Source organism: Chromobacterium sp. LK1, from assembly GCF_001043555.1.
GTDB classification, from domain to species: Bacteria; Pseudomonadota; Gammaproteobacteria; order Burkholderiales; family Chromobacteriaceae; genus Chromobacterium; species Chromobacterium aquaticum.
Genome location: NZ_LDUI01000032.1, coordinates 18,640 through 42,953 on the forward strand (window position 1 = coordinate 18,640; position 24,314 = coordinate 42,953).

General features: G+C 67.1%; 22 protein-coding genes. 8 read left to right on the forward strand and 14 right to left on the reverse strand.

Features of this window, described 5'->3' with window-relative positions:
• Nucleotides 1-37 precede the first annotated feature (37 nt).
• Nucleotides 38-1,258, reverse strand: coding sequence for an RtcB family protein (locus VI26_RS14240; RefSeq protein ID WP_331282573.1), 1,221 nt, complete (start codon nt 1,256-1,258; stop codon nt 38-40).
• A 277-nt stretch (nt 1,259-1,535) separates the two neighbouring features.
• Between VI26_RS14240 and rtcR the strand changes: the two genes are divergently transcribed.
• From rtcR to VI26_RS14260, 4 genes are all read left to right on the forward strand, one after another.
• Entirely contained in the window at nt 1,536-3,128 is a 1,593-nt protein-coding gene (gene rtcR, locus VI26_RS14245) for an RNA repair transcriptional activator RtcR (protein WP_048410421.1), read from the forward strand.
• A gap of 79 nt (nt 3,129-3,207) precedes the next feature.
• Nucleotides 3,208-3,540, forward strand: coding sequence for a metal-sulfur cluster assembly factor (locus VI26_RS14250; protein WP_048410422.1), 333 nt, complete (start codon nt 3,208-3,210; stop codon nt 3,538-3,540).
• Complete coding sequence (locus tag VI26_RS14255; RefSeq protein WP_048410423.1) at nt 3,537-4,640, forward strand: hypothetical protein; 1,104 nt, start codon at nt 3,537-3,539, stop codon at nt 4,638-4,640. The genes VI26_RS14250 and VI26_RS14255 overlap by 4 nt, the downstream gene beginning before the upstream one ends.
• The gene (locus VI26_RS14260) at nt 4,637-5,038 is read left to right on the forward strand and encodes a hemerythrin domain-containing protein (protein WP_048410424.1); all 402 of its coding nucleotides are present in this window, start codon (nt 4,637-4,639) and stop codon (nt 5,036-5,038) included. Before VI26_RS14255 ends, VI26_RS14260 begins: the two co-directional genes overlap by 4 nt.
• A gap of 18 nt (nt 5,039-5,056) precedes the next feature.
• Here the strand turns inward: VI26_RS14260 and VI26_RS14265 are convergent, their stop codons facing one another.
• Nucleotides 5,057-5,947 (reverse strand): LysR family transcriptional regulator, encoded by an 891-nt coding sequence (locus tag VI26_RS14265; RefSeq protein WP_048410425.1) that lies wholly within the window; start codon nt 5,945-5,947, stop codon nt 5,057-5,059.
• Nucleotides 5,948-6,049: 102 nt separating this feature from the next.
• Between VI26_RS14265 and VI26_RS14270 the strand changes: the two genes are divergently transcribed.
• A complete protein-coding gene (locus VI26_RS14270; RefSeq protein WP_048410426.1) occupies nt 6,050-6,655 on the forward strand; it encodes a LysE family transporter in 606 nt (201 codons plus the stop codon).
• An 87-nt stretch (nt 6,656-6,742) separates the two neighbouring features.
• A complete protein-coding gene (locus tag VI26_RS14275) occupies nt 6,743-7,498 on the forward strand; it encodes an ABC transporter substrate-binding protein (RefSeq protein ID WP_082151077.1) in 756 nt (251 codons plus the stop codon).
• Here VI26_RS14275 and VI26_RS14280 read toward each other — a convergent pair.
• A complete protein-coding gene (locus VI26_RS14280) occupies nt 7,483-7,917 on the reverse strand; it encodes a MarR family winged helix-turn-helix transcriptional regulator (protein ID WP_048410427.1) in 435 nt (144 codons plus the stop codon). The genes VI26_RS14275 and VI26_RS14280 overlap by 16 nt on opposite strands.
• Before the next feature lie 220 nt (nt 7,918-8,137).
• On the opposite strand from VI26_RS14280, the gene VI26_RS14285 reads away from it, so the two are divergent.
• Nucleotides 8,138-8,713: a DUF1282 family protein gene (locus VI26_RS14285; protein WP_048410428.1), complete on the forward strand. Its 576-nt coding sequence runs from the start codon at nt 8,138-8,140 to the stop codon at nt 8,711-8,713.
• On the opposite strand, the gene pgaD is transcribed toward VI26_RS14285, so the two are convergent.
• The 4 genes from pgaD to pgaA all read right to left on the reverse strand — a co-directional run bounded on the left by pgaD (nt 8,681) and on the right by pgaA (nt 14,924).
• Nucleotides 8,681-9,169 (reverse strand): poly-beta-1,6-N-acetyl-D-glucosamine biosynthesis protein PgaD, encoded by a 489-nt coding sequence (gene pgaD / locus VI26_RS23295; RefSeq protein WP_053074430.1) that lies wholly within the window; start codon nt 9,167-9,169, stop codon nt 8,681-8,683. The two genes, VI26_RS14285 and pgaD, sit on opposite strands and share 33 nt — an antisense overlap.
• Nucleotides 9,166-10,413, reverse strand: coding sequence for a poly-beta-1,6-N-acetyl-D-glucosamine synthase (gene pgaC / locus VI26_RS14295; protein WP_048410429.1), 1,248 nt, complete (start codon nt 10,411-10,413; stop codon nt 9,166-9,168). The genes pgaD and pgaC overlap by 4 nt, the downstream gene beginning before the upstream one ends.
• Before the next feature lie 132 nt (nt 10,414-10,545).
• Nucleotides 10,546-12,501, reverse strand: a complete 1,956-nt coding sequence (gene pgaB / locus VI26_RS14300; protein WP_048410430.1) for a poly-beta-1,6-N-acetyl-D-glucosamine N-deacetylase PgaB — start codon at nt 12,499-12,501, stop codon at nt 10,546-10,548.
• Nucleotides 12,501-14,924, reverse strand: a complete 2,424-nt coding sequence (pgaA, locus tag VI26_RS14305) for a poly-beta-1,6 N-acetyl-D-glucosamine export porin PgaA (RefSeq protein ID WP_048410431.1) — start codon at nt 14,922-14,924, stop codon at nt 12,501-12,503. The genes pgaB and pgaA overlap by 1 nt, the downstream gene beginning before the upstream one ends.
• Before the next feature lie 311 nt (nt 14,925-15,235).
• Between pgaA and VI26_RS14310 the strand changes: the two genes are divergently transcribed.
• Nucleotides 15,236-15,721: a VOC family protein gene (locus VI26_RS14310; protein ID WP_048410432.1), complete on the forward strand. Its 486-nt coding sequence runs from the start codon at nt 15,236-15,238 to the stop codon at nt 15,719-15,721.
• Between the two features lie 3 nt (nt 15,722-15,724).
• Here the strand turns inward: VI26_RS14310 and VI26_RS14315 are convergent, their stop codons facing one another.
• From VI26_RS14315 to exbB, 7 genes are all read right to left on the reverse strand, one after another.
• Nucleotides 15,725-16,285, reverse strand: coding sequence for a MarR family winged helix-turn-helix transcriptional regulator (locus VI26_RS14315; protein ID WP_048410433.1), 561 nt, complete (start codon nt 16,283-16,285; stop codon nt 15,725-15,727).
• Between the two features lie 333 nt (nt 16,286-16,618).
• Nucleotides 16,619-17,467, reverse strand: coding sequence for a 5'-nucleotidase, lipoprotein e(P4) family (locus VI26_RS14320; protein ID WP_082151078.1), 849 nt, complete (start codon nt 17,465-17,467; stop codon nt 16,619-16,621).
• 165 nt (nt 17,468-17,632) lie between these two features.
• Nucleotides 17,633-19,888 carry a TonB-dependent receptor domain-containing protein gene (locus VI26_RS14325; RefSeq protein ID WP_197081481.1) on the reverse strand — a complete coding sequence of 752 codons (2,256 nt, stop codon included), beginning with the start codon at nt 19,886-19,888 and terminating at the stop codon, nt 17,633-17,635.
• A 159-nt stretch (nt 19,889-20,047) separates the two neighbouring features.
• Complete coding sequence (locus VI26_RS14330) at nt 20,048-22,183, reverse strand: oligopeptidase B (protein ID WP_048410434.1); 2,136 nt, start codon at nt 22,181-22,183, stop codon at nt 20,048-20,050.
• 86 nt (nt 22,184-22,269) lie between these two features.
• The gene (locus VI26_RS14335) at nt 22,270-23,031 is read right to left on the reverse strand and encodes an energy transducer TonB (RefSeq protein ID WP_048410435.1); all 762 of its coding nucleotides are present in this window, start codon (nt 23,029-23,031) and stop codon (nt 22,270-22,272) included.
• A 1-nt stretch (nt 23,032) separates the two neighbouring features.
• Nucleotides 23,033-23,452, reverse strand: coding sequence for a TonB system transport protein ExbD (gene exbD, locus VI26_RS14340; RefSeq protein ID WP_048410436.1), 420 nt, complete (start codon nt 23,450-23,452; stop codon nt 23,033-23,035).
• Nucleotides 23,453-24,220, reverse strand: a complete 768-nt coding sequence (gene exbB, locus VI26_RS14345; RefSeq protein ID WP_231581028.1) for a tonB-system energizer ExbB — start codon at nt 24,218-24,220, stop codon at nt 23,453-23,455.
• Nucleotides 24,221-24,314: the final 94 nt, after the last annotated feature.

Sequence of the window (24,314 nt, forward strand, 5' to 3'; positions counted from 1 at the left end):
CGGCTTGCGCCGGCCATTGCGTCAACCATCGCTAGCCTCAGCCTTTGACGCAGACGATCTGACGCAGGGTGTGCACCACTTCCACCAGGCTGGACTGCGCCGCCATCACCGCGTCGATGTCCTTGTAGGCCATCGGGATCTCGTCGATCACGCCGACGTCCTTGCGGCATTCCACATGGGCGGTGGCGCGGCGCTGGTCTTCGATGTCGAAGCGGCGCTTGGCCTCGGTCCGGCTCATGGTGCGGCCGGCGCCATGGCTGCAGGAGCAGAAGGCGTCCTCATTGCCCAGGCCGCGCACGATGAAGCTCTTGGCGCCCATGGAGCCGGGGATGATGCCCAGTTGGCCCTTGTGCGCGGCCACCGCGCCCTTGCGCGTCACCAGCACCTCTTGGCCAAAGTGGGTTTCGCGCTGCACATAGTTGTGGTGGCAGTTCACCGCCTCCACTTCGGCGTCGAAAGGCTTGGCGATCACCGTGCGCGCGGCGTCCACCACGTGGCGCATCATCAGCAGGCGGTTCTGGCGCGCGTAGTCCTGCGCCCAGCCCACCGCTTCCACGTAGTCGTCGAAATGGCGGCTGCCTTCTTCGAAGTAAGCCAGTTCACGGTGCGGCAGATTGGCGATGTGCTGGCGCATATCGGCCTGGGCCAGTTCGATGAACAGGTTGCCGATGGCGTTGCCGACGCCGCGCGAGCCGGAGTGCAGCATGAACCAGACCCGGTCTTCTTGATCCAGACAGACCTCGACGAAGTGATTGCCAGTGCCCAGCGTGCCCAGATGGGCATGGTTATTGGTTTTCGCCAGCTTGGGGTATTTGGCGACGATGGCCTCGAAGCCCGGCAGCAACCGCGCCCAGGCCTGGTCCACGCTGGCCGGCGGCCGGCCCCAGGCGCCCTTGTCGCGGCCGGAGCGGGTGGAACTGCGGCCATGCGGCACCGCGGCTTCGATCGCGCTGCGCAGGCCGCCCAGCTGATCCGGCAGATCCGCCGCCCGCAGCGAAGTGCGCGCCGCCATCATGCCGCAGCCTATGTCCACGCCCACCGCCGCCGGGATGATGGCGCCGCGGGTGGGAATCACGCTGCCTATGGTGGAGCCCTTGCCCAGATGCACGTCCGGCATCACCGCCAGGTGTTTGTAGATGAAGGGCAGCTGCGCGGTTTGCAGCAGTTGAGCGCGGGCGGCTTCTTCCACCGGCACGCCTTGCGTCCACATTTTGATAGTTGCGCCATTGGGCGCTTGCAGAGTTTGATATTGGTTCACGGTTTGTTTTCTTTCTTGTTGAGATTTGGGCAGCCGGGCCGCTGCCTCTGGATCGCCCCGGGGACGGAAACACCGGCCCATGCCGATGTTCCCACTCCCTCCTCCATTCATTTAGCCAGAAGCGTGCCAGCGCTTAGACTCCGGAAAATAAAACCGTCAAGTAATTGATATTTAATAATAAAATCTAAAAATCACCACAAACCGCTCGCGACCCATCTGGAATCGCCCGCTTATTTTGCGATAATATAATCTAGTTTTTTATCTAAAAAGATAAGCCATGCGCGATACGGTAGCGATAGGATTCCTGGGCACGGTGCTGGACCGGCGCGGTCATGGCGCCGAACGCTGGAAGAAATGGCGGCCCAGCGTGGGTATTTGCGCCCAGCCGCAGATGCCGCTGCGGCGGCTGGAGCTGCTGCACGACAACCACCATCTGAGACTGGCGCAGCTGACCGCCGAGGATATCGCCGCGGTGTCGCCGGACACCGAGGTGAGGCTGCACGCGGTCAATCTGCAAGACCCGTGGGATTTCGAGGAAATGTACGCGACGCTGCACGATTTCGCCGCGCGCTATCCCTTCGACACCGAGCGCGAGGACTATCTGGTCCACATCACCACCGGCACCCATGTGGCGCAAATCTGCTGGTTCCTGCTCGCCGAGTCCCGCCATTTGCCGGCGCGGCTGCTGCAAAGCTCGCCGTCGCGCCAGGGCGAGCGCCTGGCCGGCGAGGCCAGCGTCATCGACCTGGACCTGTCGCGCTATGACCAGATCGCGCAGCGCTTTCAACGCGAGAGCGACGATACGGTGTCCTTCCTCAAGGCCGGCATCGCCACCCGCAATCCGCGCTTCAACCGCATGATCGAACAGATCGAGCGGGTGGCGACGCGCTCCGACGCGCCCATCCTGCTCAGCGGCCCCACCGGCGCCGGCAAGAGCCAGCTGGCGCGCCGGCTGTACCAGTTGAAGAAGGCGCGCCGCCAGCTGGATGGCGCCTTCGTCGAGGTCAATTGCGCCACCTTGCGCGGCGATAGCGCGATGTCGGCGCTGTTCGGCCATGTGAAAGGCGCGTTCACCGGCGCGCACGCCGAGCGCGCCGGCCTGCTGCGCGGCGCCGACGGCGGCATGCTGTTCCTCGACGAAATCGGCGAACTGGGCCTGGACGAGCAGGCGATGCTGCTCAAGGCCATAGAGGAGAAGCGCTTTTTCCCCTTTGGCGGCGACCGCGAGACCGGCAGCGATTTTCAGCTGATCTGCGGCACGGTGCGCGATCTGCGCCAATGGGTGCGCGACGGCCGCTTCCGCGAGGACCTGTACGCGCGCATCAATCTATGGAGTTTCGAGCTGCCCGGCCTGGCCGAGCGCCGCGAGGACATCGAGCCCAATCTGGAATTCGAGCTGGCGCGCCATGCCGCGCAATCCGGCCGCCGCGCCCGCTTCAACGCCGAGGCGCGCCGCGCCTACCTCGCCTTCGCCGCCGCGCCGCAGGCGCGCTGGCAGGGCAATTTCCGCGAGCTGTCGGCATCGGTGACGCGGATGGCGACGCTGGCCGACGCCGGCCGCATCGACGAGGACGGCGTGGCCGAGGAGATCGCGCGGCTGCGCCACGGCTGGCAAGATTCCATGCCGGAACAGACACCGGCGTTGCTGGACCCGGAACGGCTGGCGCGGCTGGATCTGTTCGACCGCATGCAGCTGGAAGGCGTGCTGCGCGTGTGCGCCGAGTCCGCCACTCTGTCCGAGGCGGGCCGCAAGCTGTTCGCCGCCTCGCGCCAGCTCAAGGCCCAGCCCAACGACGCGGATCGGCTGCGCAAATACCTGGCGCGCTTTGGGCTGGATTGGGAACAGACGCAGCACCGTGATTTAGGCTGAACGGCCTATTGCCCGGCCTCCGCCAGCGGCGTAGCATCCATAAGGTGTAAAAAATATATACCTTAAAAAGGCGACCACCATGTCGGACCCGCTCTCACCTGAACAGCAACAAGAAGTGGACTTGGCGCGCAGCTTGCTGCGCCAGGTCATAGACCCTGAAATCGGCGTCAACATCATTGATCTCGGCCTGGTCTACCGCATCGAGCCGCAGCCGGAACAGCTGCTGATCGACATGACCATGACCTCGCCCGCCTGCCCGATGGGCGAGATGATTCTGGACGAGGTGGAGTTCGCGCTCACCCATGGCCTGCCGCCGCAGCGCCGCATCCATGTCAATCTGGTATGGGAGCCGGCCTGGTCGCCGGAACGGATGAGCGAGGACAGCCGCCGTCACTTCGGCTGGCAGGCATGAGCCCGGCGCAGGCGCTGCGGCTGCCTTGGCTGGCCCTGGCGGCGCTGGCCCTGTTCAGCGGCGCGCTGGCCGGCCTGGCGCGCCTGGGCTGGACCACGCCGGCTTATGCGGCGGCGCTGGCCGGCCAGCACGCGGCCTTGATGATAGGCGCCTTCTTCGGCTGCGTGATCAGCCTGGAGCGCGCGGTGGCGCTGAAGCGGAACTGGGCGCTGCTGGCGCCGGCCGGAGCCGGATTGGCCGGCCTGAGCCTGATCGCCGGCCTGCCTCCCGCCGCGGCCCCGCTGTTGCTGACGCTGGCGGCCGCCGTGCTGCTGGCCGGCAGCCTGTTGGTATGGCGGCGGCAGCCCGCCGCCTTCACCGCGACGCTGGCCGCCGCCGCGCTGTGCTGGCTGCTCGGCAATCTGGCCTGGCTGCTCGGCGGCGATGCGCAGCCGGCGATTCCCTGGTGGCTGGCCTTCCTGGTGCTGACCATTGCCGGCGAGCGGCTGGAGCTGACCCGGCTGCTGCCGCTGTCCGCGTCGGCGCGGCACGGCTTCGCGCTGGCGGCCTTGGCGCTGTGCGCCGCCGCCGCCCTGAGCCTGTGGCTGCCGGACGCCGGCTTGCGCCTGTACGCGGCGGCGCTGCTGGCGCTGGCCGCCTGGCTGCTGCGCCATGACATCGCCCGCCGCAATGCGCGCCAGCGCGGGCTGACCCGCTACATCGCCATAGCCCTGCTCTGCGGCTATGGCTGGCTGGCCGTCGCCGGCGCGCTCGGCCTGGCCGGCGCGCTGCTGCCCGGCCACCCCTGGCGCGACGCGGCCTTGCACGCGCTGGGCCTGGGCTTCGTGTTTTCCATGGTGTTCGGCCACGCTCCCATCATCATCCCGGCGCTGACGCGGCTGAAGCTGCCCTATAGCCCGGCGTTCTACGCGCCGCTGGCGGCCCTGCATCTGTCCTTGCTGCTGCGGCTGGGCGGCATGCTGGACGGCCGCTTCGCCTGGCGCAGCGCGGCCGGCCTGCTGAACGCGTTGACAGTGCTGGCCTTTGTCGCCCTGCTGCTGGCCAGCCTGCGCCGCGGCCGCGCGCCGACGTCCCGATCTCTGAAAGAACCCTCGTCATGAAGCGACACCCCGCCTTGCTGGAACTGTCCCGCGAACATCACCAGGCGCTGAAAATGGCGCGTCAGGCGCGCTTGGCCGCCGCCAGCGGCGAACCGGAGCGGCAGGCCCGCCTGGCCGCCGAACTGCAAGCCTGGAGCGCCGATGCGCTGGAGCGGCATTTCATCGAAGAAGAAACCATGCTGTTTCCACGGCTGGCGCAAAGCGAACACGCCGCGCTGGCCATCAGGGCATTGGACGAGCACCGCCGGCTGCGCGCGCTGAGCGCCGAGCTGGCGGCGCCGGACGCGACGACGCTAGCGCGCTTCGCCGAGTTGCTGGAAGCGCATGTGCGCTTCGAGGAGCGCGAGCTGTTCGAACGCTGCCAGGCCGGCCTGCCCGCCATCGACAGCGCCGGCTGACGGTCCGGCCGCGGGCTCTCAATCGGCGCAGCCGTTGCGCGCCAGATCCAGCGCCATCTGCCGGCGCAGCCAGTCCAGCACCGCCTGCCGACGCGTGTCGCCTTCAAACGGCCGTGGCGACAACAGCACATAGCTGGAGCCGTCGGCGCGGAAGCCGGCCGGCGCCGTCAGCTGGCCCAATGCCAAGGCGTCCGCCGCCATATAGACCGAGGCGATGGCCTGCCCCAGCCCGGCCTCGGCCGCTTGCAGGCTGAGATAGAAATGTTCGAAGCGGCCGGCCTCGGCGCGGGCCATCTCTCCCTGCGCCGTCAGCCAGCGGCTCCAGGCTTCCGGCCTGCTGTCCGCGTGCAGCAGGGGCAGTTCGCGCCAATCACCGCCGGACGCGCCCAGCCGCGCCGGCGCGCACACCGGCCCCACGCATTCGCGCGCCACTGCCGCCACATGGTCGCCCAGGCCCCAACCACTGTCGTCGCGGCGCAGGGCCAAGTCGATTCTCTGTGAGGAAAAATCAACTTTCCCACCGGCGGCGGACAGCAGCAGCTCAATGCCGGGATGCTCGGCCTGAAAGGCCGGCAGCCGCGGTATCAGCCAGCGCATCGCAATGGTGGGCTCGCAGGACAGGCGCAGCGGCGCGTCCGCCTGCCGCCGCGCGCGGGCCGCGCCCTGCTCCAGCAACCGCAGCGCCTCGGCGCAGCTGTGGTAAAAGCTTTCGCCAGCCGCGGTGAGGAAGACCGCCCGGTTGCGCCGCTCGAACAAGGCCACGCCCAGGCCTTCCTCCAATTGCCTGACCTGGCGGCTGACCGCGCCGTGGGTCACGCATAGTTCAGCGGCGGCCTTGACGAAACTGCCGTGGCGCGCGGCGGCTTCAAACACGCGAACGGCGTTCAAGGCGGGAATGCGATAGCTCATCTGTGATTTTTCCTCACTCAATGCGCTGACAATAAATCGATTTTGGCCGCGCGCCAAGCCCGCGACAATCGACCTCGTTTCCACCCTGAAAGTCTTGTCGCGATGAATGAACTCCTCACCGTTGCCGTGCTCACCCTGCTCGCCGTGATCAGCCCCGGCGCCGATTTCGCCGTCATCACCCGCAACAGCCTGCAATACGGGCGCGGCCACGGCGTGCTGGGCGCCTGCGGCATCGCGCTGGGCGTGCAATTCCACGTGCTGTGCGCGCTGCTGGGCCTGAGCCTGCTGCTCAGCCGCACGCCGTGGCTGCTGGCCGGCTTCAAGCTGCTGGGCGCCGGCTATCTGCTCTATATCGGCTACCGCACCTTCATCCAGCCGCCGCTGGCCGCCGGCCCGGCTACGGCGCACGGCCGGCAAAGCGCCTGGCAGGCGCTGCGCGCCGGCCTGTTGTGCAATGCGCTCAACCCCAAGACCTCGCTATTCGTGCTCAGCCTGTTCAGTCAGGCGGTGAACGCGGACACGCCGCCGGCGCTGCGCTTCGCTTACGGCCTGTTCATTTCCACCGCCCACCTGGCCTGGTTCGCGCTGGTGGCCGTGCTGTTCACCCAGCCGCGGCTGCACGCCGGCATGCTGCGCTGGCAGCGCGGGCTCAACCGCTTCATAGGCTGCGCGCTGATCGGGCTGGGAGCCGCGCTGGCGCTGCGCTGAACGCGCCCCTGCCCCATTTGTCATCAATACCGCGATTTTGTCTGGCAAACTGCCATGCTGTGAGCCATCACGCATAACGGACAAAAAATGGTCATTCCGGGGACAATCATCCGCCCGCTGCTGGCGGCGCTCGGCGCGTGCTGGGCGCTGAGCGCGGCGGCGGTCGACATCCATGCCTACACCGAGGACGTGCCGCCGCTGAACTATGTGGACAAGGGCAAGATCAGCGGCTACTCCACCGAGGTGCTGCGCCTGGCGGCGCAGGAAGCCGGGCTCAGCCTCAGCATTGAAGCGCAGCCCTGGCTGCGCGCCTACGCCGCGGTGCAGAAATCGCCCAACGCGCTGTTGTTCACCGTGGTGCGCACGCCGGAGCGGGAGGCGCAGTTCCAGTGGGTGGGGCCGATAGGACCGCGCCGCGTCTATCTATACCGGCTGGCGACGCGCCGCGACATCCGCTTGCGCGCGAACGACGATTTGCGGCGCTACCGCGTCGGCGCGCTGGCCGGCTCCGCCGCTTTCAATCAATTGGCGGCGCAGGGCCTGATGCGTGACGGTCAGCTGGACGCCGGCCAGGACGACGCGGCCAATCTGCGCAAGCTGTTGCTGGACCGCATCGATCTGGTGGCGATGCTGGACTGGGCGATGCACTGGCAGTTGCAGGCGCTGAAGCTGCCGCAGCGCACGGTGGCGCCCGCCCGGCTGCTGGACAGCACCGGCCAGTACTGGTTCGCCTTCAACGCCGCCACGCCGCCGGAGCGGGTGCAGCGCCTGCAGAAGGCCTTGAACCGCATCACCGCCGATGGCCGGCTGCAGCAGATCCGCCGCCGCTATCTGGAGGACTGATCCGGCTCGAAACCCGGCGGCGCCAGCTTGTCGCTCAGCAGGCGGATTTCGTCGCGGTGCAGGCCGGCCAGCGCCTGCGCCTGATTGCGCCCGGCCTCGGTCAGGTGGATTTCCACCTGACGCCGGTCCTCGCGGCCGGGCCGGCGCTGCACCAGGCCCAGTTCCTCGCAGCGGCTGGCCAGCGCCACCACGCCATGGTGGTGGGATTGCAGCCGTTCCGCCAGTTCGCCCACCGTGGCCCAGTCACGGCCCGGATAGCCCTGCACGTGCAAGAGCAGCTGGTATTGCAGCGGGGTCAGACCATGGCCACGGCAGGCGTCCTCGCTGAAGCGCAGGAACACGCGCAGTTGATGGCGGAACTCGGACAGGCGCTCGAAATCCGCCTTGCTCAGAATGGGAGAGTCTGAAAAGGGGTTCATGCTTGAATTTATATCACATCATGATACATATTGAGAGTATGAGAGTCCGCTTGCGATCTTGCGAATCAGGGTAAAACAGCCGGAAACGCGGAATGCGCAGACATTATTGCGTATTTCGCGGATCGACTCGCCGAAGCCACCCGTCCGCGACGCGCAAGGGGTCGTCAACAGGTTTCAAGCCCCACCCGCCAGTCCAACCCATTCTTGAAGGAGCGTTGTCGTGAAACTGAGCCACTATCCGAAAATGCTGTTCTCCAGCCATATCGGCTGGGATGAGTTGCGCGGGCATGCGCCGTCGCCGCGCAGCATGATGCTGAAGCTGGTACTGCCGTTCTCGCTGCTGCCGGCGCTGATGATCTGCTACGCCGGCCTGGCCCATGGCCCGCTTTACGCGCCCGCCGCGGGGATGGAACGCTGGCTCATCGCCGCCGCGCTGTTCTTCGTCGTCGAACTGGCCACGGTACCGTTGATGGCCTGGGTGCTGCAAACCCTGGCCGCCAGCCACAAGCTGAGCGCCGGTTTCGATGCCTGCTTTCTGCTGGCGGCTGGCGCGGCGGTGCCGCTGTGGCTGTCCAGCCTGGCCTTGCTGGCACCGGACCTGGCCTTCAATCTGCTGGGCGCCTTGCTGGGCCTGGCAGCGTCCTTCGCCCTGCTCTACCACGGCCTGCCGGCCATCCTGGGGCTGGAGGAGGAAGTGGAGTCGCAGCATTTCGCCTATAGTGCGCTGTGCGCCGGCGGTGCCGCCTGGGCCTTGTTGCTGGCCTTAGTGCTGCTGCCCTTGTTCGGCGGTTGGTAACGGCGTCACCGTTTCGATGTGGGCGATGCCGCCCTCCTCGCAGTGATGCACCACCGCCACCTTGGCCGCCCGGCCGTTGCATAGCTCGGCCGGGGGCACGCCCAGGTCCGCAGCCAGGGCTTCCAGCGTGACGTCGGGGATGCGGCTGCGCTGCTGCTTGCCGGAAAAACGCCAGTAATTGACGCGTGACCACAGAACCAGGCACAAGCCGAACAGCGCGATGAACAGACCGTACTCACTCAGCAGGGTCAGATGCGCCGGCGCGTCCAGCGCGCGGATGGAAACCGGCAGCACCTCGCGCCCCCAGATCAGATAGCAGGCGAAAGCCACCGCCGGCAGCCACAGATAAAGCCACAGCAGCCACCACAACAAGGTCAGCAGCCAGGACAGCAGGCGCTGCAGCGCGCTCATATTGTGCGCGGCCTGGATGATCAGGCCTTCTCCCGGCCGTCTCATGCGCGCACTCCCCGGTCCGGGCTGACCCAGCGCGCGCGCTTGCCCTTCTTGCGGAACACCGCCTGCGGGAAGGCCACCACCGTGGTGCCGATGTTCAGCAACCAATAGGCCAGCGGATACCACACCATCCAGTAGTAGTTCTTGCCGAGGTCGGCATCGTACTGGCTGTCCATCATCTTGCTGATGGCGAACTGCAGCATGCAGGTGCCGCCCAGAATCAGGCCGTGCCAGCCGGGCACGAAGGGCGAGGCCACCCCGGTCAGCCAGGAGCTGAAGAACAGGCTCAGCAGCCAGTACACGATGATGCCGGCCATGGTGTAGGACCACACCACGCTGAGGAAGTACTCGGAGTACACCGGCCACATGTGGCGGTGCCGCCAGGTGCGCAGCACCCAGGCATTGCGCATCAGCGCCTGGGTGCCGCCCTTGGCCCAGCGCAGCCGCTGCTTCCACAGTCCGCGCAGGGTTTCCGGCATCAGTATCCACACCAGCGCGCGCGGCTCGAAGCGCACGCTCCAGTGCTTGAGCTGGATCTTCCAGCTGATGTCGATGTCCTCGGTCAGCATGTCCTCGCTCCAGTAGCCGGCCTGATAGACCGCGGTCTTGCGAAAGGCGGTGATGACGCCGGAGACGGTGAACAGCCGGCCGTAAGTGCGCTGCGCGCGCTTGATCAGGCCGATGATGGCGGTGAACTCGCCCACTTGCAGCCGCCCGAACAAGGTGGTGCGGTTGCGGATGCGCGGATTGCCGGTGACCGCGCCCACGCGCGGCGAGGTCAGGAAATGGCGCATCAGCCATTTGGCCGCATACGGGTCCAGCAGCGCGTCGCCGTCTATGCACAACAGGTATTCGTGGCGCGACAGCGCCAGCGCGGTGTTGAGCCCCACCGCCTTGCCCTGGTTGGTGGCCTGGTGCACCACGCGCAGCCGCGGGTGCTCGGCCGCCATTTCGTCGAGGATGGCGCCGGTGGCGTCGCGGCTGCCGTCATTGACGGCGATCACCTCGAATTCCGGGTAATCCAGCGCCAGCGCATAGGCCAGCGTTTCGCGCGCATTGTCTTCCTCGTTGTAGCAAGGCACCACCACGCTCAGGGGCGGGTAGTCCAGCTCCGGCGGCTGGTTCAGCGGCGGGTCTTTTCGCTCGTAATGAAAGTAGTAATGCACCGCCCCCACCATCCACAGATAGGCCATGAACAGCGGATAGAAAAAGGCGTACGCCAGCAATAGCGTCAACGCGTGGTCCACAACAAATCTCCTTGCCCCTTAACACAGCTCTTCATGTCTACGCGGCGGCGCGCTCTGCGGCGCGGCGCCCGACTTCCCAGCCGCCCGGAGCAGTCCCGCCCAGGCGCTGGCTTATGCCTGCCTTGCGGCGCTTTACTGCTCCGGCTGCCCGGTCATGGAAAACACGCGCCGGAATTCCTTCAGCCGCGGCTGGTCTTGGAACAGATCGTCCGGGTAATAGGCGATGTGGCGCGCGCCCAGGGTGTTGAGTTCGCGCACGGTGGCCGCCATTTCCGCGGTGGGAATCGGCTTGCGCACACGCCAGTCGGTGGCTTGCAGTTCGAACACGGTTTTCTCCAGCGCGCCGGGCTTGGCCGCCACCTTGTCGAACAAGCGCCGCATCCAGGCCTTGGGATCGGTGGCATTTTCCATATAGGGCATGGCCATCACCGCCACCCGGTCATAGTGGCGCAGCGCGCTGTCGAAGGACTGAGCGAACCAGGCTTCCGATTCAGGATTCAGCACCACTTCCGCGTACAGATTGCGCGCGGTGCGCAGCGCCGGCTGATAGCGGCGCACCACGGTGGCCAGTTCCAGGCTGAAATCGTCCAGCAGTTCGGTCTTGCCGCGGGTCCAGCGCTCCATTTGCGCCGGATCGGCGCGCACATCGGCCACCTTGGCGGCCAGGCCCTGGCTTAGGCGCGCCCGCTCCGCCGCCGGCCCGGCATCTTCGAAATCGGACAGGGTGGCGTCGTCGTGGAACAGCAGGCCGTTGAAACGCGAGCTGCGCGCCAGGTCTTCATAAAGGTCGCGGATCAGCTGGCGCGCCGGCTGCGAATACGGACTCAGGCGCGCATAGCCTTGCTGCTTGAGCTGGCCGCCGGCGCTCAACGCCAGCACCCTCTCCTTGGCCAGCGGATGGCCGGCCGGCAAGGCGAAGCCCAGCAGCGGCATCCAGGCGTAGACCCTGACATTGGCCCGGGTCTGCAATTGCCAGGCGGCGCGGTTGAACAGATCTGAACGCATCGGCAGATGGCGGTTGGGGAAATACAGCGCCCGCGCCACGCCGTCGCCGTCCGGATCGGCGAAGGCTTGCAGATAGACGGTGGACGCGCCCATGGCCTTGACCCGGTCCAGCAGCCGGCCCAGGTTTTCATCCTGGCGCTTGGGGTTGGGGTCATAGATATAGTCGAGGTCCACGTGCATGATGCGGCTGGGCTCGGGGCGTATGCCTTCCGGCCAGCCGTTCAGCTGTTTGAACTGATAGGCCAGGTCGGCCAGGTTCATATTGGCGTCCAGCAGCACGCGCCGCAGCGAGGACAGCGCGGTGCCGCGGCCGTTGATGCCGGCGTCCAGGCTCATGGTCACCGGCATGCCTTCCTGCTCCGCCACCCGCGCCGCTTCCAAGGAGTAACTGCCATAGGGCCATACCATGGCGCGCGGCGCCTGGCCCAGCTGCGCCTTGAGCAGCGCGCTGTTGCGGCGCAGATCGTCGCGGATGCGCGCCAGATAGGCCGGTTCGCTTTCATAGCCGTTGGCGCGGTAAACGCGCGTGGTCAGCGCCGGTTCCATATTGCCCTGCGGATTGGCTTGCAGGCCCAGGTGGGAGGCGTAGCTGTGGCTGGCCACTTCCACCAGTCCGCTGTCGCGCATTTCGCGGATCTGCGCCCAGCTCAGGAATTTGTCGCGCGGCGCCACGCCATCGCCATAGCTGACTTGGCGCCCTTCCGGCACTTGCAGCCAGCTGCCCACCAGCGCGATCAGCGCCGGCGCCTTGAACAACTTCAACACCGGATAGACATTGGTGTAGACGCTGCGATAGCCGTCGTCGAAGGTCAGCAGCACCGCCTTGTCCGGCAGCGGCTTGCCGCCGGCGCGATCATCCAGCACTTGCTGCAGGCTGACAAAGCTATAGCCCTGCCCCCGCATCCATTCCATCTGCCGCACCAGCGAGCGGGCATCCACCGCGAACGGGTCGGACGCGGCCTCATCGGTCTTGCCCACTTCGTGGTAACACAGAATGATCAATTGGCCGGCGGCGGCCAGCGCGCCGCCGCTCCACAGCAGGCATGCCAGCAGCAGCGCCGCCAGCCATCGTATCGTTTTCATCAGAAGCGCCAATCCAGATTGAGATAAACCTTGTTGCCGATATCCGGCTTGCCATCATAGGGATGGCGCACCCGGGTAAAGCCGTAACGCAGGCTGCCGCGGGTGTTCCAGCGCCATTCCTGCTCCAGCAGCAAGCCCCAGACCCCGCCGCTGCCGTAATCCCGCTGCGTGTAGCGGCCCAGCGTCAGGCCCAGGCGTTGATGCCAGGTGTTGTCGTAATCGCCCCACAGCCTCCATTCCTGCAACGCGGTCACCGAGGCCTCGCCGTCGGCGCGCGGATTGAAGTAGCGGGCGGACGCCACGCTGTCGTTGCCGCTGGCGGCCAGGCTCAGGATGGTGTTGAGCTTGTAGCGCGGCCCGCTGATCCAGCGTTCCTCCCAGTTGGCGGACGCGGCGCGGCGCAGATTGCCGTCGGACAGCGACAAGGTTTCCGCCTGCAGGCCGTAGCTGCGGTAGTCGTCGGCGCGGTATTGCAGGCTCAGTTGCGCCTTGTTGCCGCGCACATCGTCGAGACGGCCTTTCAAGGGCGCGTCGGCGCTGTTCAGTTCAAAGCGCGCGCCCAGCGTCCAGTAATCGTCCGGCGTCCAGTCATAGCCGGCGAAGCCGCCTGCGCGGCCGCCGCCGGCGATCTGGCCGGTAAAGCCGAATTCGCCGCTGCCGCGCTCGTCACGCCATTGCGCGCCCATGCCCAGCACTTCGAAACGCGAGGCCATCGCCGCGTCCACATAGCTGGCGCGCTGGATCTGGTGCAGGCCGAACAGCCGCCAGTGGCCAAACGGCGAGGAATACAGCCGTTCCGACGATTCCCAGGCGTTCTGCTCGCCGGCGCCCTGGCCACCGCTCAAGTCGCGGCCGGCGTCCACCACCAACTCCGGCCGGCGCTCATTGCGCGCGCGCTGGCGCAGCTGGCGCGTTTCGCCGGTATCGACATCGAGTTCGCGCAGCTTTTCCAGCTGGCGATCGGCGCGATCGAACTCGAACACATCCATCGCCGCGGCGGCCTGGCCGGCGGCCACTTCGGCGCGCTGGTCGGGCTCGTCCACCTTCAAGCGCGTGAACATGCCCCGCGCCTGGCGCGGCCAGCCGCGCAGCAGCGCCAGGCTGCCCTGGTTCTGGCGCAGTTCGGTATTGAACGGCGCCTCGTCCAGCAGCGCGTTCAGTTGCCGCCAGCCGGTGCGGGTGTCGTCCTGGTAGGCGTTCACCATCGCTTCCAGCAAGGCCACGCGCTGGAAATCCGGATTGAACACGCGCCGGCCGGAGGCCTGGTCGGTCTTCAGCCTGGGCGTGTCCGCGCGCAGGGCCACCAGTTCTTGGCGGCAGGCCGCGTACTGTCCGGATTCCAGCAAGGCGTATACCAGGCCGATGCGCCAATCCAGCGCCTCGTCCACCCGCGGCGCGTCCCGCAGCGCCGAGCGGTATAGCTCGGCCGCGCGCCGCGGCTGGCGCAGATTCAAATAAGCATCCGCCAGCGCGGCGCGCGCGTATGGCGACCAGGCCCGGTCGGCGCGCTCTTGGTCCAGCGCGATCGCTTGCTGCGACCAGCCGCGCTGTTGCAGCATTTGCACGCGATCATCGGTGGCCAGGTCGGCAAACGACGTGCCGGCGACACCGGCGCGCGCCGCCAGCGCCCGGTTCAAATCCAGCGCGGCCTCGGTCTGCGCATGGCGACCCGGCCCGCTGTCCTGGTTTTCCTGGATGCGGCCCCAGCGGCTCAGCGTCGCCGCGCGATCGAAATCGATCTGCAACGCCTGCCGTGTGTCGTCCGCGGCCAAGCCGGCGGCCTCTCTGGGCGCGCCCAGGCGCAGCAAGCAGCCCAGATAGCTGCGCTCCAGTTCCGCATCGCCGGGAAAACGCTCGCGGGCGCGGATCAGATAATCCAGCGCCCGGGTCAGATCGCCGGCTTGCAGCAGCACATAGGCGCGCGCGCGCGTCAGTTCCAGTTCATCCGCCGGCGTGCCCGCCGGCGCCGCGTCCAAGGTGGCCAGCGCCTCGGCGCCATGCCCGGCTTCGGACTGGGCCATCGCCAGTCCGGCGCGGTAGCCGGCGGATGGCTGGCGCGCCAGCAACAGCCGGTACAGCCGCTCGGCCGTCGCCGTTTCGCGCAGGTCGCGCGCGGCGCGCGCCAGCCGCGTCAAGGTATCCAAGGACATTTCGGTCTCGTGGCCCGGCAGCAGCCGCAAGGCCTCGGCGCCGCGGCCGCTCCAGCACAGCAGGGTCAGATAATCGTCCAGCAAGGGCGCCGGCAGCGGTCCGCGCGCGCGTTCCCGCTCCAGCAGCGCCAACGCCGGCGCGGTCTGCCCCGCCCGGGCCTGGACGATGGCCGCCGAGTACTCCGGCTGTTTCCACAGCGGAAGCTCCGCCCCCGCCGCGCCACCGGCCAACAACAAACCAGCCGCCAGGCTGGCGAATAGATTTCGCGTCATGCGTGATCCGTATTGGCAACTGCCAACATCAAGTTACAAGTGGTTTAAGAAATAGTATAAGCCACTCAATTAGATAGCAAATCATTTTTCTATTTAAATTAATAATTTTAAATACTTTACCGAGCAGCCCGAGCCTAAGCCATCTACTCTTTTGGCATAGTTCACTATAGCCGGCGTCATCGCATCTGCCGGCGCGCTTGCCCCTGCCAATGCCGTCAAAATAAAATACGTTTGACTTATAATACGCATAACGTATTATCTAGGTAAGGCGGCCGCCTCCATCGTCACCCTCCACATAAGGAAGCAAACTAATGGCTATCGAAGTATTGGAATTGCACCATCATGGCTTGCGCATGCCTCTGAGCCTGGTTGAGGCCATGGGCGCGTTTTATCGCGACGTGCTGGGCCTGGACGCCGACGCCGGCCGCTGGCACATCCCCGGGGTGCCCGGGTTTTTCCTGGACCTGGGCAACGACTGCCAGATCCATCTGCTGGGCAACGACGGCGTGTCGCCGTACGCGCAGGGCGCGGATCAGGATCCGGTGGACAATCATGTGGCGCTGGCGGTGCGGGACATCGCCCAGGCGGAGACGGAATTGCTACGGCAAGGCATCGCCCACTGGCGGCAAGCCAACGTCGCCGCGCCGGAATTGACGCAGTTGTTCCTGCGCGACCCGGCCGGACACCTGATAGAGCTGCACCAGATCGGCCATTGCCGCTGCAAGGCCAGCGACCGCGCCCGCGCGGACGCCTTGGCGGCGGCCGGCGCGCAGGCCAGCCCGCCAGCGCCTAACTGACGCTCAATCCGTTTTCAAGCGCGTCCACAGCTTGGCGAGCAAGGGTCGCAGCACCGCGCATTCGCTGTCGTCCAGCGCCACGGTCAAGCGCTGACAGGCGCGCCAGAAACCGGGCAGCGCCTGCTGCAGCAAGGCGCTGCCGGCCTCGGTCAGATAGAGTTCCAGGCTGCGGCGGTCCTCGTCGCGCAATTGCCGCTGCAGCAGGCCGCGCCGTTCCAGCCAGTCCAGTTGGCCGGTGACGGTGGAACGGGTCACGCCCAGATAATCGGCTATCGCCGACGGCGTCAGCGCCCCGCCCTGCCACCAGCCCATCTCTCGCAGCGAGAACAACATCAGCACGCTCAACTTGGTCTCGGTGATCTCGTGCGCGCGCAAGTCCGCGTTCACCGCGCTCAGCACATCGTCCCCCAGCCACAGCAGCAGCAAGCCCAAGCCGGCGCGGTTCTGGTCCACGTCGGCGCCGGCGCTGTGGGCCAGCAAGTGCAGGTGCGGGACGATGGCCGGCTCCGGCGAATTAGCGGAGGTTTCGGGCAAGACGGCGGGGGTATCGGTATCAGCTGGCATCGGCGACGGCAAAAACGGCAAGGGAAATCAAACCCGCGTCAGGCGGCTAGCCGGCGGGCGCGGACACATGGGGCGGAACGGCGCGGCAAGCCGGCTCAATACAAGGCCGCCCCGCCTGCCGGCTATCATAGAGACAGAAGCCGACACGGGCAAATCCGTCCCCGGCGCCTGGCCGGCATCCGCGCGCGCGGCTAGCCAACCACGGATCGCCCGGTTCAAGCGATGCGAATCTGGCCGATTCGTAGCCGCGCCTATCATGACGAATCTCTTTTCTACAGCACTGTCCGGACTTTCGTCATTGCCCTGCTGGGTTCAACAATGGAAAGCCGCCGCTCACGGCGCAGGCTGCCAGGCGGATTTGCTGGCCGCTTTTTTGAAAATCTCGCGGTTGCGGTCCGTGGCCGGCGGCTCGGAATCGCCGAAGATCGCGCGCATCCAGTGACCGTCGGTGGGATTGGGCATCAGGATGAATTTTCGGCCGAACAAGTCGCGGTCCTCCTCCATCAGCCACGCGCGCTCGTCCACATCCTTCACATAGTATTTGCGTTGGAAATCGTTGAGGTTGTCGCCCAACATCGCCACCACATTGTATTGGGCGGCGATCTCCTTCTGCCGCGGCTCCTTGTTTGAGCTGTCGCGCAGAATGGTCACGTGTTTTGCGTCGACGAAGGGAAAACCGGCGGCTCGCAGATTGCCCAGCGCGTATTCATAGGTCTTGTCGCCCTGGTCGCGGCTGCTGACGTAGAACACCTCCACGCCCTGGGATTGGGCGTAGTTGAAGAAATCCAGCGCGCCGGGCGTGGCGGTCAGCTTGTTTTCCGGAATCCATTTGTCCCAGATCGCGTCATCGAAGAAATCCCGGTCCTGCTGGATCAGATAGCCCCAGTAATTGACGGCGTTGAGCACGGTGTCGTCGATATCGGTGATCACGGCCAGCGGCTTGTCGCCGGGCTTGCGCACGGCCAACGCCTGATCCAGCCGCATCCGCGCCAGGTTGAAAGCCTGATGGTAGAGCGCGCGGTATTCCGCCGCGGTCTGCTTCCAGGCCACCGCGGCGATCAGCAGATTGTTGCCGCCGTTGCCGGATGGGCCGTTGCGATTGTCGGCCTCGGCGGCCTGCGCGCCGTGTCCCACGCTGAGCGCACACAGGGTGGCGATGGCCGCGCGGCTGAGCTTGTTCATGCAGATCTCCTTTGTCGTTTGGTCTTGTCCAGGTTCCAGTCATGCCGGAACCTGGACAATCTACCCTGAGACGACCTGGCTTTGAACCTGTTTATGATCTCGCGAGCCAAGGCGAGACATTTTCAACGCCGTATCGCCGACGCGCAGCAGATCGTACTCAGGTTCTTAAAAGCGCAGCTCGGTGGCCAACATATAACTGCGGCCGCGCGCCGTGCTATTCGGCGATTCGTAAGACGACTGCGACGGAATCGAATTCAAGGTATTCAGCGGCTCGGAGTAGCTGCGGTTGGCCAGGTTGCGCACGCCGGCGCGGATCAGCCATTGCTTGTTGACGCGGTAGCTGGCGTACAGATCGATGATCACCGGATTGGCCTTCTGCTCTTCCTTGAGATAGGCGCCGGTATTGTCATCCTGCAACTGGTCCGGCGACAGCCGGCGGTTGGCGCCGTCGCGCTTGAACAAGGCGCCCACTTCCAGCTTGCGCTCCAGCCAGCGGCTGCCCAGGTCCAGCGTGTAGTACTCGTCCGGTAGTTCGCTGACATTGCCGGCGGCGAACATGCCGCTGGCGAAGGAGGTCGGCTGACTGGTGTGCTCGCGGCTGTAAGACAAGCGCGCGTAGACGAAACCGGCGTCGTAGTCCGCCTCCAGCTCGAAACCGCGGGTGCGCACCGGGGTTGGCGAGTTGGTGTAGATGGTCATGCCGTCGTTGTAGTCGTCCGAGCTATTGGACCAAAACACGTCCAGCGTGCACTTGCGGCCGCCCTTGCACACATTGAAGGCCTGGCTGGAGATGTAATCGGCGATGCGGCTGCGGTAGAACAGCGCCTTGGTGCGCAGGGTGTCGCGCTCGCTGAGCAGGCCGTGGAACATCGACGTCACGCCCAATTGGTAGGTTTCGGCGCGTTCGCTTTTCAGGAAGGGGTTCATCGACTGGCCGCCGGAATTGGCGAAGAAGACCTCCTGCGGATTCGGCCCGCGCATGGTGCGCGCATAGCTGGCGAAGGGCTGGAACCAGGGTTTGATTTCGGCGGACAGCAAGAGCGAGGGGTTGAGCGCGCTTTCTTCCAGCTTGATGTCGGCCGCGCCTTGCGGGAAGCATTCCACGCGCGGATCGCAGGCCGGCTTGTGGCCGCTGAGCGCGAAGCGGCTGTAGTTGAGATCGGCCTGCAGCGTGTAAATGCCGCGGCGGAACTCCAGGCCGGTGAACAGGCTGCGGATTTCCTGGCGGCCGGCCGGCGCGAACACATTGTTCTCTATCGCCTGCTGATTGGCGTCCGGATTGTCGACGCTGTTTTCCACCGCGCTGTTCACATTGCGGGTGAAGCGGTTGCGCATCCACTTGCCGCCGACGCTCAGCGTGGCGTCGCCGCCGGCCAGGCGGAAGCGGCTATTGTTGCGCGCCTCCAGCGCGTCGCCGATATTATCGGTGCTGCTGTTGTAGAAGGTGAACAGCGAACCGCGCTGATAAGCCTGACGGCCGCGGCCGTGGCTGGCCAGCACGGAAAAGTCCAGCCATTCCGAATGCGGGGTGTAGTTGTACTTCAGGTAGAAGTCGTCGCTCTGGATGTCGCGGCGCACGAAGTTGTTGCGGTAGCGCCGCGCCGACAGTTCCGCCTCGTGAGCGTCGCCCACCCGCAGATTGGCCTTGAACATCTGCGACTGCGGGTTCTGGGTGAAGTGCTCGTCGTAGCCGAAACCGAAAGCCGAGCTGTCCGCGCCCTGGGCATTGCGGTAATTGCCGCCTATCGAGTTGCTGCTGATCGCGCCCAGCAGGCCTAAGCGCACGCCGGGAGCCAGATCCGTCCGCGCCGCGCCGGCCGCCATGCCGCTGCGGCCCAGGCCGTTGCTGCCCACGCTGTACTTCAGGCGCGCGCCCTGCCGCTTGCCGTCGAAGATCACATCGTCCACGCCCAGGGTGCGGAAGTTGGCGCTGCCCGCCAAGGCGTTGACGCCGCTGGCGCCGCCGCCGGTGCCGCGGTTGACGTCGACTCCGACGATGAAGTTGGGATCGATCAGCGCGCCGAAGGCGCTGGACGGCGTTTCACCGTGGCTGAGCGAGGACGGCGCCGAGCCGTAATAGTTCTGGCTGACGCCGTCTATCATGGTGTTGACCCGGCCTAGGCCGCTCAGACCGCGGATATTGACGCTGACCGCGCCCTGGCCGGGATCGATCTGGGTATAGGTGCCGGGAATCCCGCGCAGGATGCTGTCCAGCGATTGCAGCCTGGTGTTTTCACCACGGCTGCTGACCGCTCCGGGCTTCTCCAGCGCGCGCTGTTCCTCGCTCAGCGCGTCTCCTGACACCACCAAGGGTTTGAACTCAACATTCCCCTGTCCGGCGGCGCTTTCCGTCGCGCTCGCCGGAGCGGCTGCCACCGCCAGCGCGGCGCCGACCAGCCGGACCATCATTTTCTTTTTCACAAGCAAACTCTCCACAGTGATCGCCGTCCGCCGCGTCAGGCGCGAAAACGGACGGCTTGGAACAGGAGAGGCGCGGGCTAGGCGGCCAGGCTTGGGGCGGGATGGGCATGATTAAGGACTCCAGCCCGCCGCCGGCGCGGCCGGCGGCGGGCATCGACACTAGGTTCCGGCTTCGGCCGCGGGCGGGGACGGCGGCTCGGCGTCCACCGTCAGCAAGAAGGCGTAATCGCGCGCCGCCGCCTCCAGCCGGTTCAAGCGGCCGGACTGGCCGCGATGGCCTGCGCTCATGTCGGTGAACAGCAGCAGGCGCTGGCCCGGCCATTGCCGCTCGCGCAGCTTGGCCACCCATTTGGCCGGCTCCCAGTACGGCACTTGGCCGTCGTGCAAGCCGGCGCTGACCAGCAGATGCGGGTAGCGCCGCGCGGCCACATTGTCATAGGGGCTGTAAGCCTTGATCCAGCGATAGGCGTCGGCTCGCTCCGGATTGCCCCACTCCCCGTATTCGCCGGTGGTCAGCGGCAGCGTCGGATCCTGCATGGTGGAGAGCACGTCGACGAAGGGCACTTGCGCCACCACCGCGCGGAACAACTCCGGCGCCTGGTTCATCGCCGCGGCCACCAGCAGGCCGCCGGCGCTGCCGCCCATCGCGTACAAGCGGCCGGGCGCGGCATAGCCCTGGCGCAGCAGGCCGCGTCCGGCGTCGACGAAGTCGTTGAAGCTGTTGCTCTTGCGTTCCAGCTTGCCCTGGCGGTGCCAGTCCTCGCCCAGCTCGCCGCCGCCGCGCACATGGACGATGGCAAACACGAAGCCGCGATCCAGCAGGCTGAGCTGCTGGCTGCCGAAGGCGGCGTCCATGCTGGTGCCGTAAGCGCCATAGCCATAGGCCAGCAAGGGATTGCGGCCTTTGCGGAACAAGGATTTGCGGTAGACCAGCGACACCGGCGCGCGCGCGCCGTCGCGCATCGTCAGCCAGACTCGCTCGCTGCGATACTCCCCGGCCCGATAGCCGGCGATGGCCTTGCGCTGCAACAGACGGCTGCCGCCGCCGGCCATGTCCCATTCATAGGTGGACGTCGGCGTGCTCATCGAGGAATAGCCGTAACGCAGACGGCCGCTGTCCGGGTCCGGGTTATGGGCCAGCCAGGCGCGGTAGCTTGGGTCCGGGAAAGCCAGGCTGCGCTCGCCGCCGCCCTGCCAGGCGATGCGGCGGATGCGGGTCAGCCCGTCCACACGCTCCTTGACCACCAGGTAACGGCGGAACAGCTGGAAACTGTCCAGCTCGCGCTTGGGGTCGGGCGCCAGCACCGTTTCCCAATCCGCGCCCGGCGCCGCCGCGCGGTATAGGCCGAAGCGGCCGCCCGCGTGGTTGGAGCGCAGGTAGAAGCGGTCGCGGTAGTGATCCAGATAGTATTCGCGGCCCGGCCGGCGCGCGGCGAAGCGCCGCGGCGGCGCATCCGGCGCATGCGCGTCCAGCAGCCAGGTTTCCGAGCTGTCGGCGCTGCTGGCGATCAACTGCAGATAGCGGCGCGAGGCGGTGTTGGACAGGTTCAGCGAGAAGGCCTCGTCGTCCTCCTGGTAAACCAGCGCGTCCCGGCTCTGCGGCTGGCCGGGGCGATGGCGGTAGAGCTGGTAGGGGCGCAGGGTTTGCGGGTGCAGCTTGACGTAGAACAGGCTGCCGCCGTCTGCGCTCCATTGCAGGCTGCCGGACGCCTGCTCCAGCGTTTCCGGCAGCCAGCGGCCGCTGGACAGATCGCGCAGCGACAGCCGCGCCGCGCCGCGCGCGCCCAGGTCCTCCGCCGCCGCCAGCATCGGCCGGCCGGCGGCCACGCTCCAGGCGCCCAAACGGTAGTAGCGTTGGCCGGCAGCGCGCTCGGCCCCGTCCAGCAGCAACTGCCAGCGGCCGCCGGCGGCGGGCTGACGCTCCAGCCGCGGCTGCTGGCCGCCCGGCGCATAGCTTTCGCGATAGCGCCAGCCGCCGTCGACAAAGGGCTGCGAGCTGTCGCGCTCGCCGATGCGCGCCCGCATCTCGGCCAACAGCGTGCGGCGCAGCGGCGCGGCGGCCGCCAATTGCGCCTCGGCGTAGCGGTTTTCCGCTTCCAGGTGGGCCAGCACGTCCGGCCGGCTGCGGCTGTCGTCGCGCAGCCAGGCGTAGTCGTCGACGCGCACATCGCCGTGCGCCTCCAGCCGCTGCGGCCGGCGTTCGGCCTGCGGAGCTTCGGCCGCGGACGCGGCCAGCGCGGACGCCAGCAAGACGCCGGCCAGCGCCGCGGCGGACAGATGGGAATTCAATTTCATGCGAACCTCGATTCAGGTTGCGCGCCACCGGCGGCGACGCGGAAAACCGGATGGATAGGCGCTACAGGACGGGAGCGGAACCGGGCTTAAGATTCATTCAGCTCGAAACGCATCGGCAGACTGACGCTGACCCGGCCGCCCTTGAGCAGATCCGCCGGCGGCGCCGGCAAGGGCTGGGCGCGCTGCAACATGGCGGCGGCCTCGCGGTCCAGCGAGGCGGTTCCGGAGCCGGCCAATTGCTGGCTGGACAAGACCCGGCCGTCGGCGTCGACGATGAAGCTCATCTTCACCACCCCGTCGCGGCGGCGGCGGCTGGCGTCTTCCGGATAGCGGCGGAAGCGGGCCAGATGGCTTTGCACCCGCCCTTCCCAGCTCAGCTTCAGCGCGCGCGCCGCGCCCTCGCTATTGAACGGCGCGGCGGCGACTTCGCCTGCGTCGGCGCGCGGCGCGGCGCTGCTGCTGGCGGCCGCGGATGGCGAGGCCTGCTCGCTGTCCCGCTCCTCCGCCTTGTCCGCCGGCCGATCCCGGCTTTGCCGCGCCGCCAACAGGCGCGGCGCTTCCGCCTCGGCCAGCTTGGGCAGCCGCTCAGGACGGCGCGCGGCCTTGGGCCGGCTGGCCGCGGCGGCCAGGCTTTGCCGCGCGCCGCTCGGCAATGGCCGATTGCTAGGCGCGGCGCTGACCTCGGCCGCCCACAACTGCATCACCGCGGCCGGCGCCGCCGGAGCGGGCGCCGGCTCGGCCACGGACAGATACAGACGCAGCGCCAGCAGCGGCGCGCCCAAAACCAGCAGCGAGGCATTGCCCCAGCTGGCCAAGGGCAGCGGCGGCCTTTCCAATGCGGCCGCCATCTCAATCACCTTCGCGGGCGACCAGGCCCACGCTCAGATAGCCCGCCTCGCGCAAGGCGTCCATCACCGCCATCACGTCTTCATAGCGCGCCTGGCGGTCGGCCTGGAAAAACAGCGGCGTGTCGCGACGGCCGCCGCTGTCGCGGTCCAGCCGCGCGGCCAGCTCGGCCAGCGTCACCGGCTGCTTGCCCAGTTGCAGCGAGCGGTCCTGATTCATCGACAGGTAGAGCGGCTTGTCCGGCCGCGGCTGCTGGCGCGCGCTGGAGGCCGGCAGTTCGATCCGGGTATCCACCGTGGACAGCGGCGCCACCACCATGAAGATGATCAGCAGCACCAGCATCACGTCGATGAAGGGCGTGACGTTGATATCGGACAGCTCCGCCAGTTCCTCGTCCTGACTGCTGGGAAACCCGCCGGCCATTCAAACGGTCTCCGCGCGGACATCCAGCTCGCGGCTCAGCAGCAACAGCGCCAGGCCGGCCGCCTGCTGGCTGCGGCCCTTGTGCCGCGCCAGCGCGCGGCTGAACAGGTTGTAGATCACCACGGCGGGAATGGCGGCCACCAGGCCGATGGCGGTGGCGAGCAAGGCCTCGGCGATGCCCGGCGCCACCGTGGCCAAGGAGCTGCTGCCGCTGCGGGCGATGCCGACGAAGCTATTCATGATGCCCCATACCGTGCCGAACAGGCCGATGAAGGGCGCCACCGCGCCTATGGTGGCCAGCAAGCCGATGCCGGCGGCCAAGCGCCGCCCGCGCTCCGCCTGCCATTGCTCCAGCCGGAAGCCCGCCCGCGCCTGCACGCTGTCGCGCGGCGCGCTGGCCGCGGACAAGCGCAGCTCGGCCTCGGTTTCCGCCAGCAGGCTGCGCGTCAGCGCATGCGCCGGCAAGGCGCCGCAGCCCTCGCGGGCGTCGGCCAGCGTCGCGGCGCCGCCCAGCAGCGTCAGCGCGCGGCCGGTTTCGCGGCCGGCGCGCCACAGTTCCGCGCCCTTGACCAGCAGCACCACCCAGCAAGCCAGCGCCGCCGTCAGCAGGCCCAGGATCACGCTCTTGACGACAGGATCGGCGGCGCGGTACATGCCCAGCGCGCTCAGGTCGGCCGGCAGGGGCGCGCCGGCCCCCGCCAGCGCCGTCAGCGGCCAGCACGCGCCTGCCAGCGCGCAGCCCACCGCCGCTCGTTTCATGGTGTTCATCATCGGAAATCCAAGCGAAAGTCTATTTGTTCGAGTTGAGAATGTTATACGTAATGAGAATCATTATCAATATATTGCCGCAGCGCAAAGACCA

Bases quoted from the DNA above. Each gene is read 5' to 3' on its own strand.
- VI26_RS14250 (WP_048410422.1), top strand. From the start codon at position 3,208: ATGTCGGACCCGCTCTCACCTGAACAGCAACAAGAAGTGGACTTGGCG.
- pgaD (WP_053074430.1), bottom strand. From the start codon at position 9,169: ATGAGACGGCCGGGAGAAGGCCTGATCATCCAGGCCGCGCACAATATG.
- VI26_RS14320 (WP_082151078.1), bottom strand. From the start codon at position 17,467: ATGAACAAGCTCAGCCGCGCGGCCATCGCCACCCTGTGTGCGCTCAGC.
- rtcR (WP_048410421.1), top strand. From the start codon at position 1,536: ATGCGCGATACGGTAGCGATAGGATTCCTGGGCACGGTGCTGGACCGG.
- exbB (WP_231581028.1), bottom strand. From the start codon at position 24,220: ATGAACACCATGAAACGAGCGGCGGTGGGCTGCGCGCTGGCAGGCGCG.
- VI26_RS14265 (WP_048410425.1), bottom strand. From the start codon at position 5,947: ATGAGCTATCGCATTCCCGCCTTGAACGCCGTTCGCGTGTTTGAAGCC.
- VI26_RS14310 (WP_048410432.1), top strand. From the start codon at position 15,236: ATGGCTATCGAAGTATTGGAATTGCACCATCATGGCTTGCGCATGCCT.
- VI26_RS14315 (WP_048410433.1), bottom strand. From the start codon at position 16,285: ATGCCAGCTGATACCGATACCCCCGCCGTCTTGCCCGAAACCTCCGCT.
- VI26_RS14280 (WP_048410427.1), bottom strand. From the start codon at position 7,917: ATGAACCCCTTTTCAGACTCTCCCATTCTGAGCAAGGCGGATTTCGAG.
- VI26_RS14270 (WP_048410426.1), top strand. From the start codon at position 6,050: ATGAATGAACTCCTCACCGTTGCCGTGCTCACCCTGCTCGCCGTGATC.
- VI26_RS14255 (WP_048410423.1), top strand. From the start codon at position 3,537: ATGAGCCCGGCGCAGGCGCTGCGGCTGCCTTGGCTGGCCCTGGCGGCG.
- VI26_RS14330 (WP_048410434.1), bottom strand. From the start codon at position 22,183: ATGAAATTGAATTCCCATCTGTCCGCCGCGGCGCTGGCCGGCGTCTTG.
- pgaB (WP_048410430.1), bottom strand. From the start codon at position 12,501: ATGAAAACGATACGATGGCTGGCGGCGCTGCTGCTGGCATGCCTGCTG.
- VI26_RS14260 (WP_048410424.1), top strand. From the start codon at position 4,637: ATGAAGCGACACCCCGCCTTGCTGGAACTGTCCCGCGAACATCACCAG.
- pgaA (WP_048410431.1), bottom strand. From the start codon at position 14,924: ATGACGCGAAATCTATTCGCCAGCCTGGCGGCTGGTTTGTTGTTGGCC.
- VI26_RS14275 (WP_082151077.1), top strand. From the start codon at position 6,743: ATGGTCATTCCGGGGACAATCATCCGCCCGCTGCTGGCGGCGCTCGGC.
- exbD (WP_048410436.1), bottom strand. From the start codon at position 23,452: ATGGCCGGCGGGTTTCCCAGCAGTCAGGACGAGGAACTGGCGGAGCTG.
- VI26_RS14335 (WP_048410435.1), bottom strand. From the start codon at position 23,031: ATGGCGGCCGCATTGGAAAGGCCGCCGCTGCCCTTGGCCAGCTGGGGC.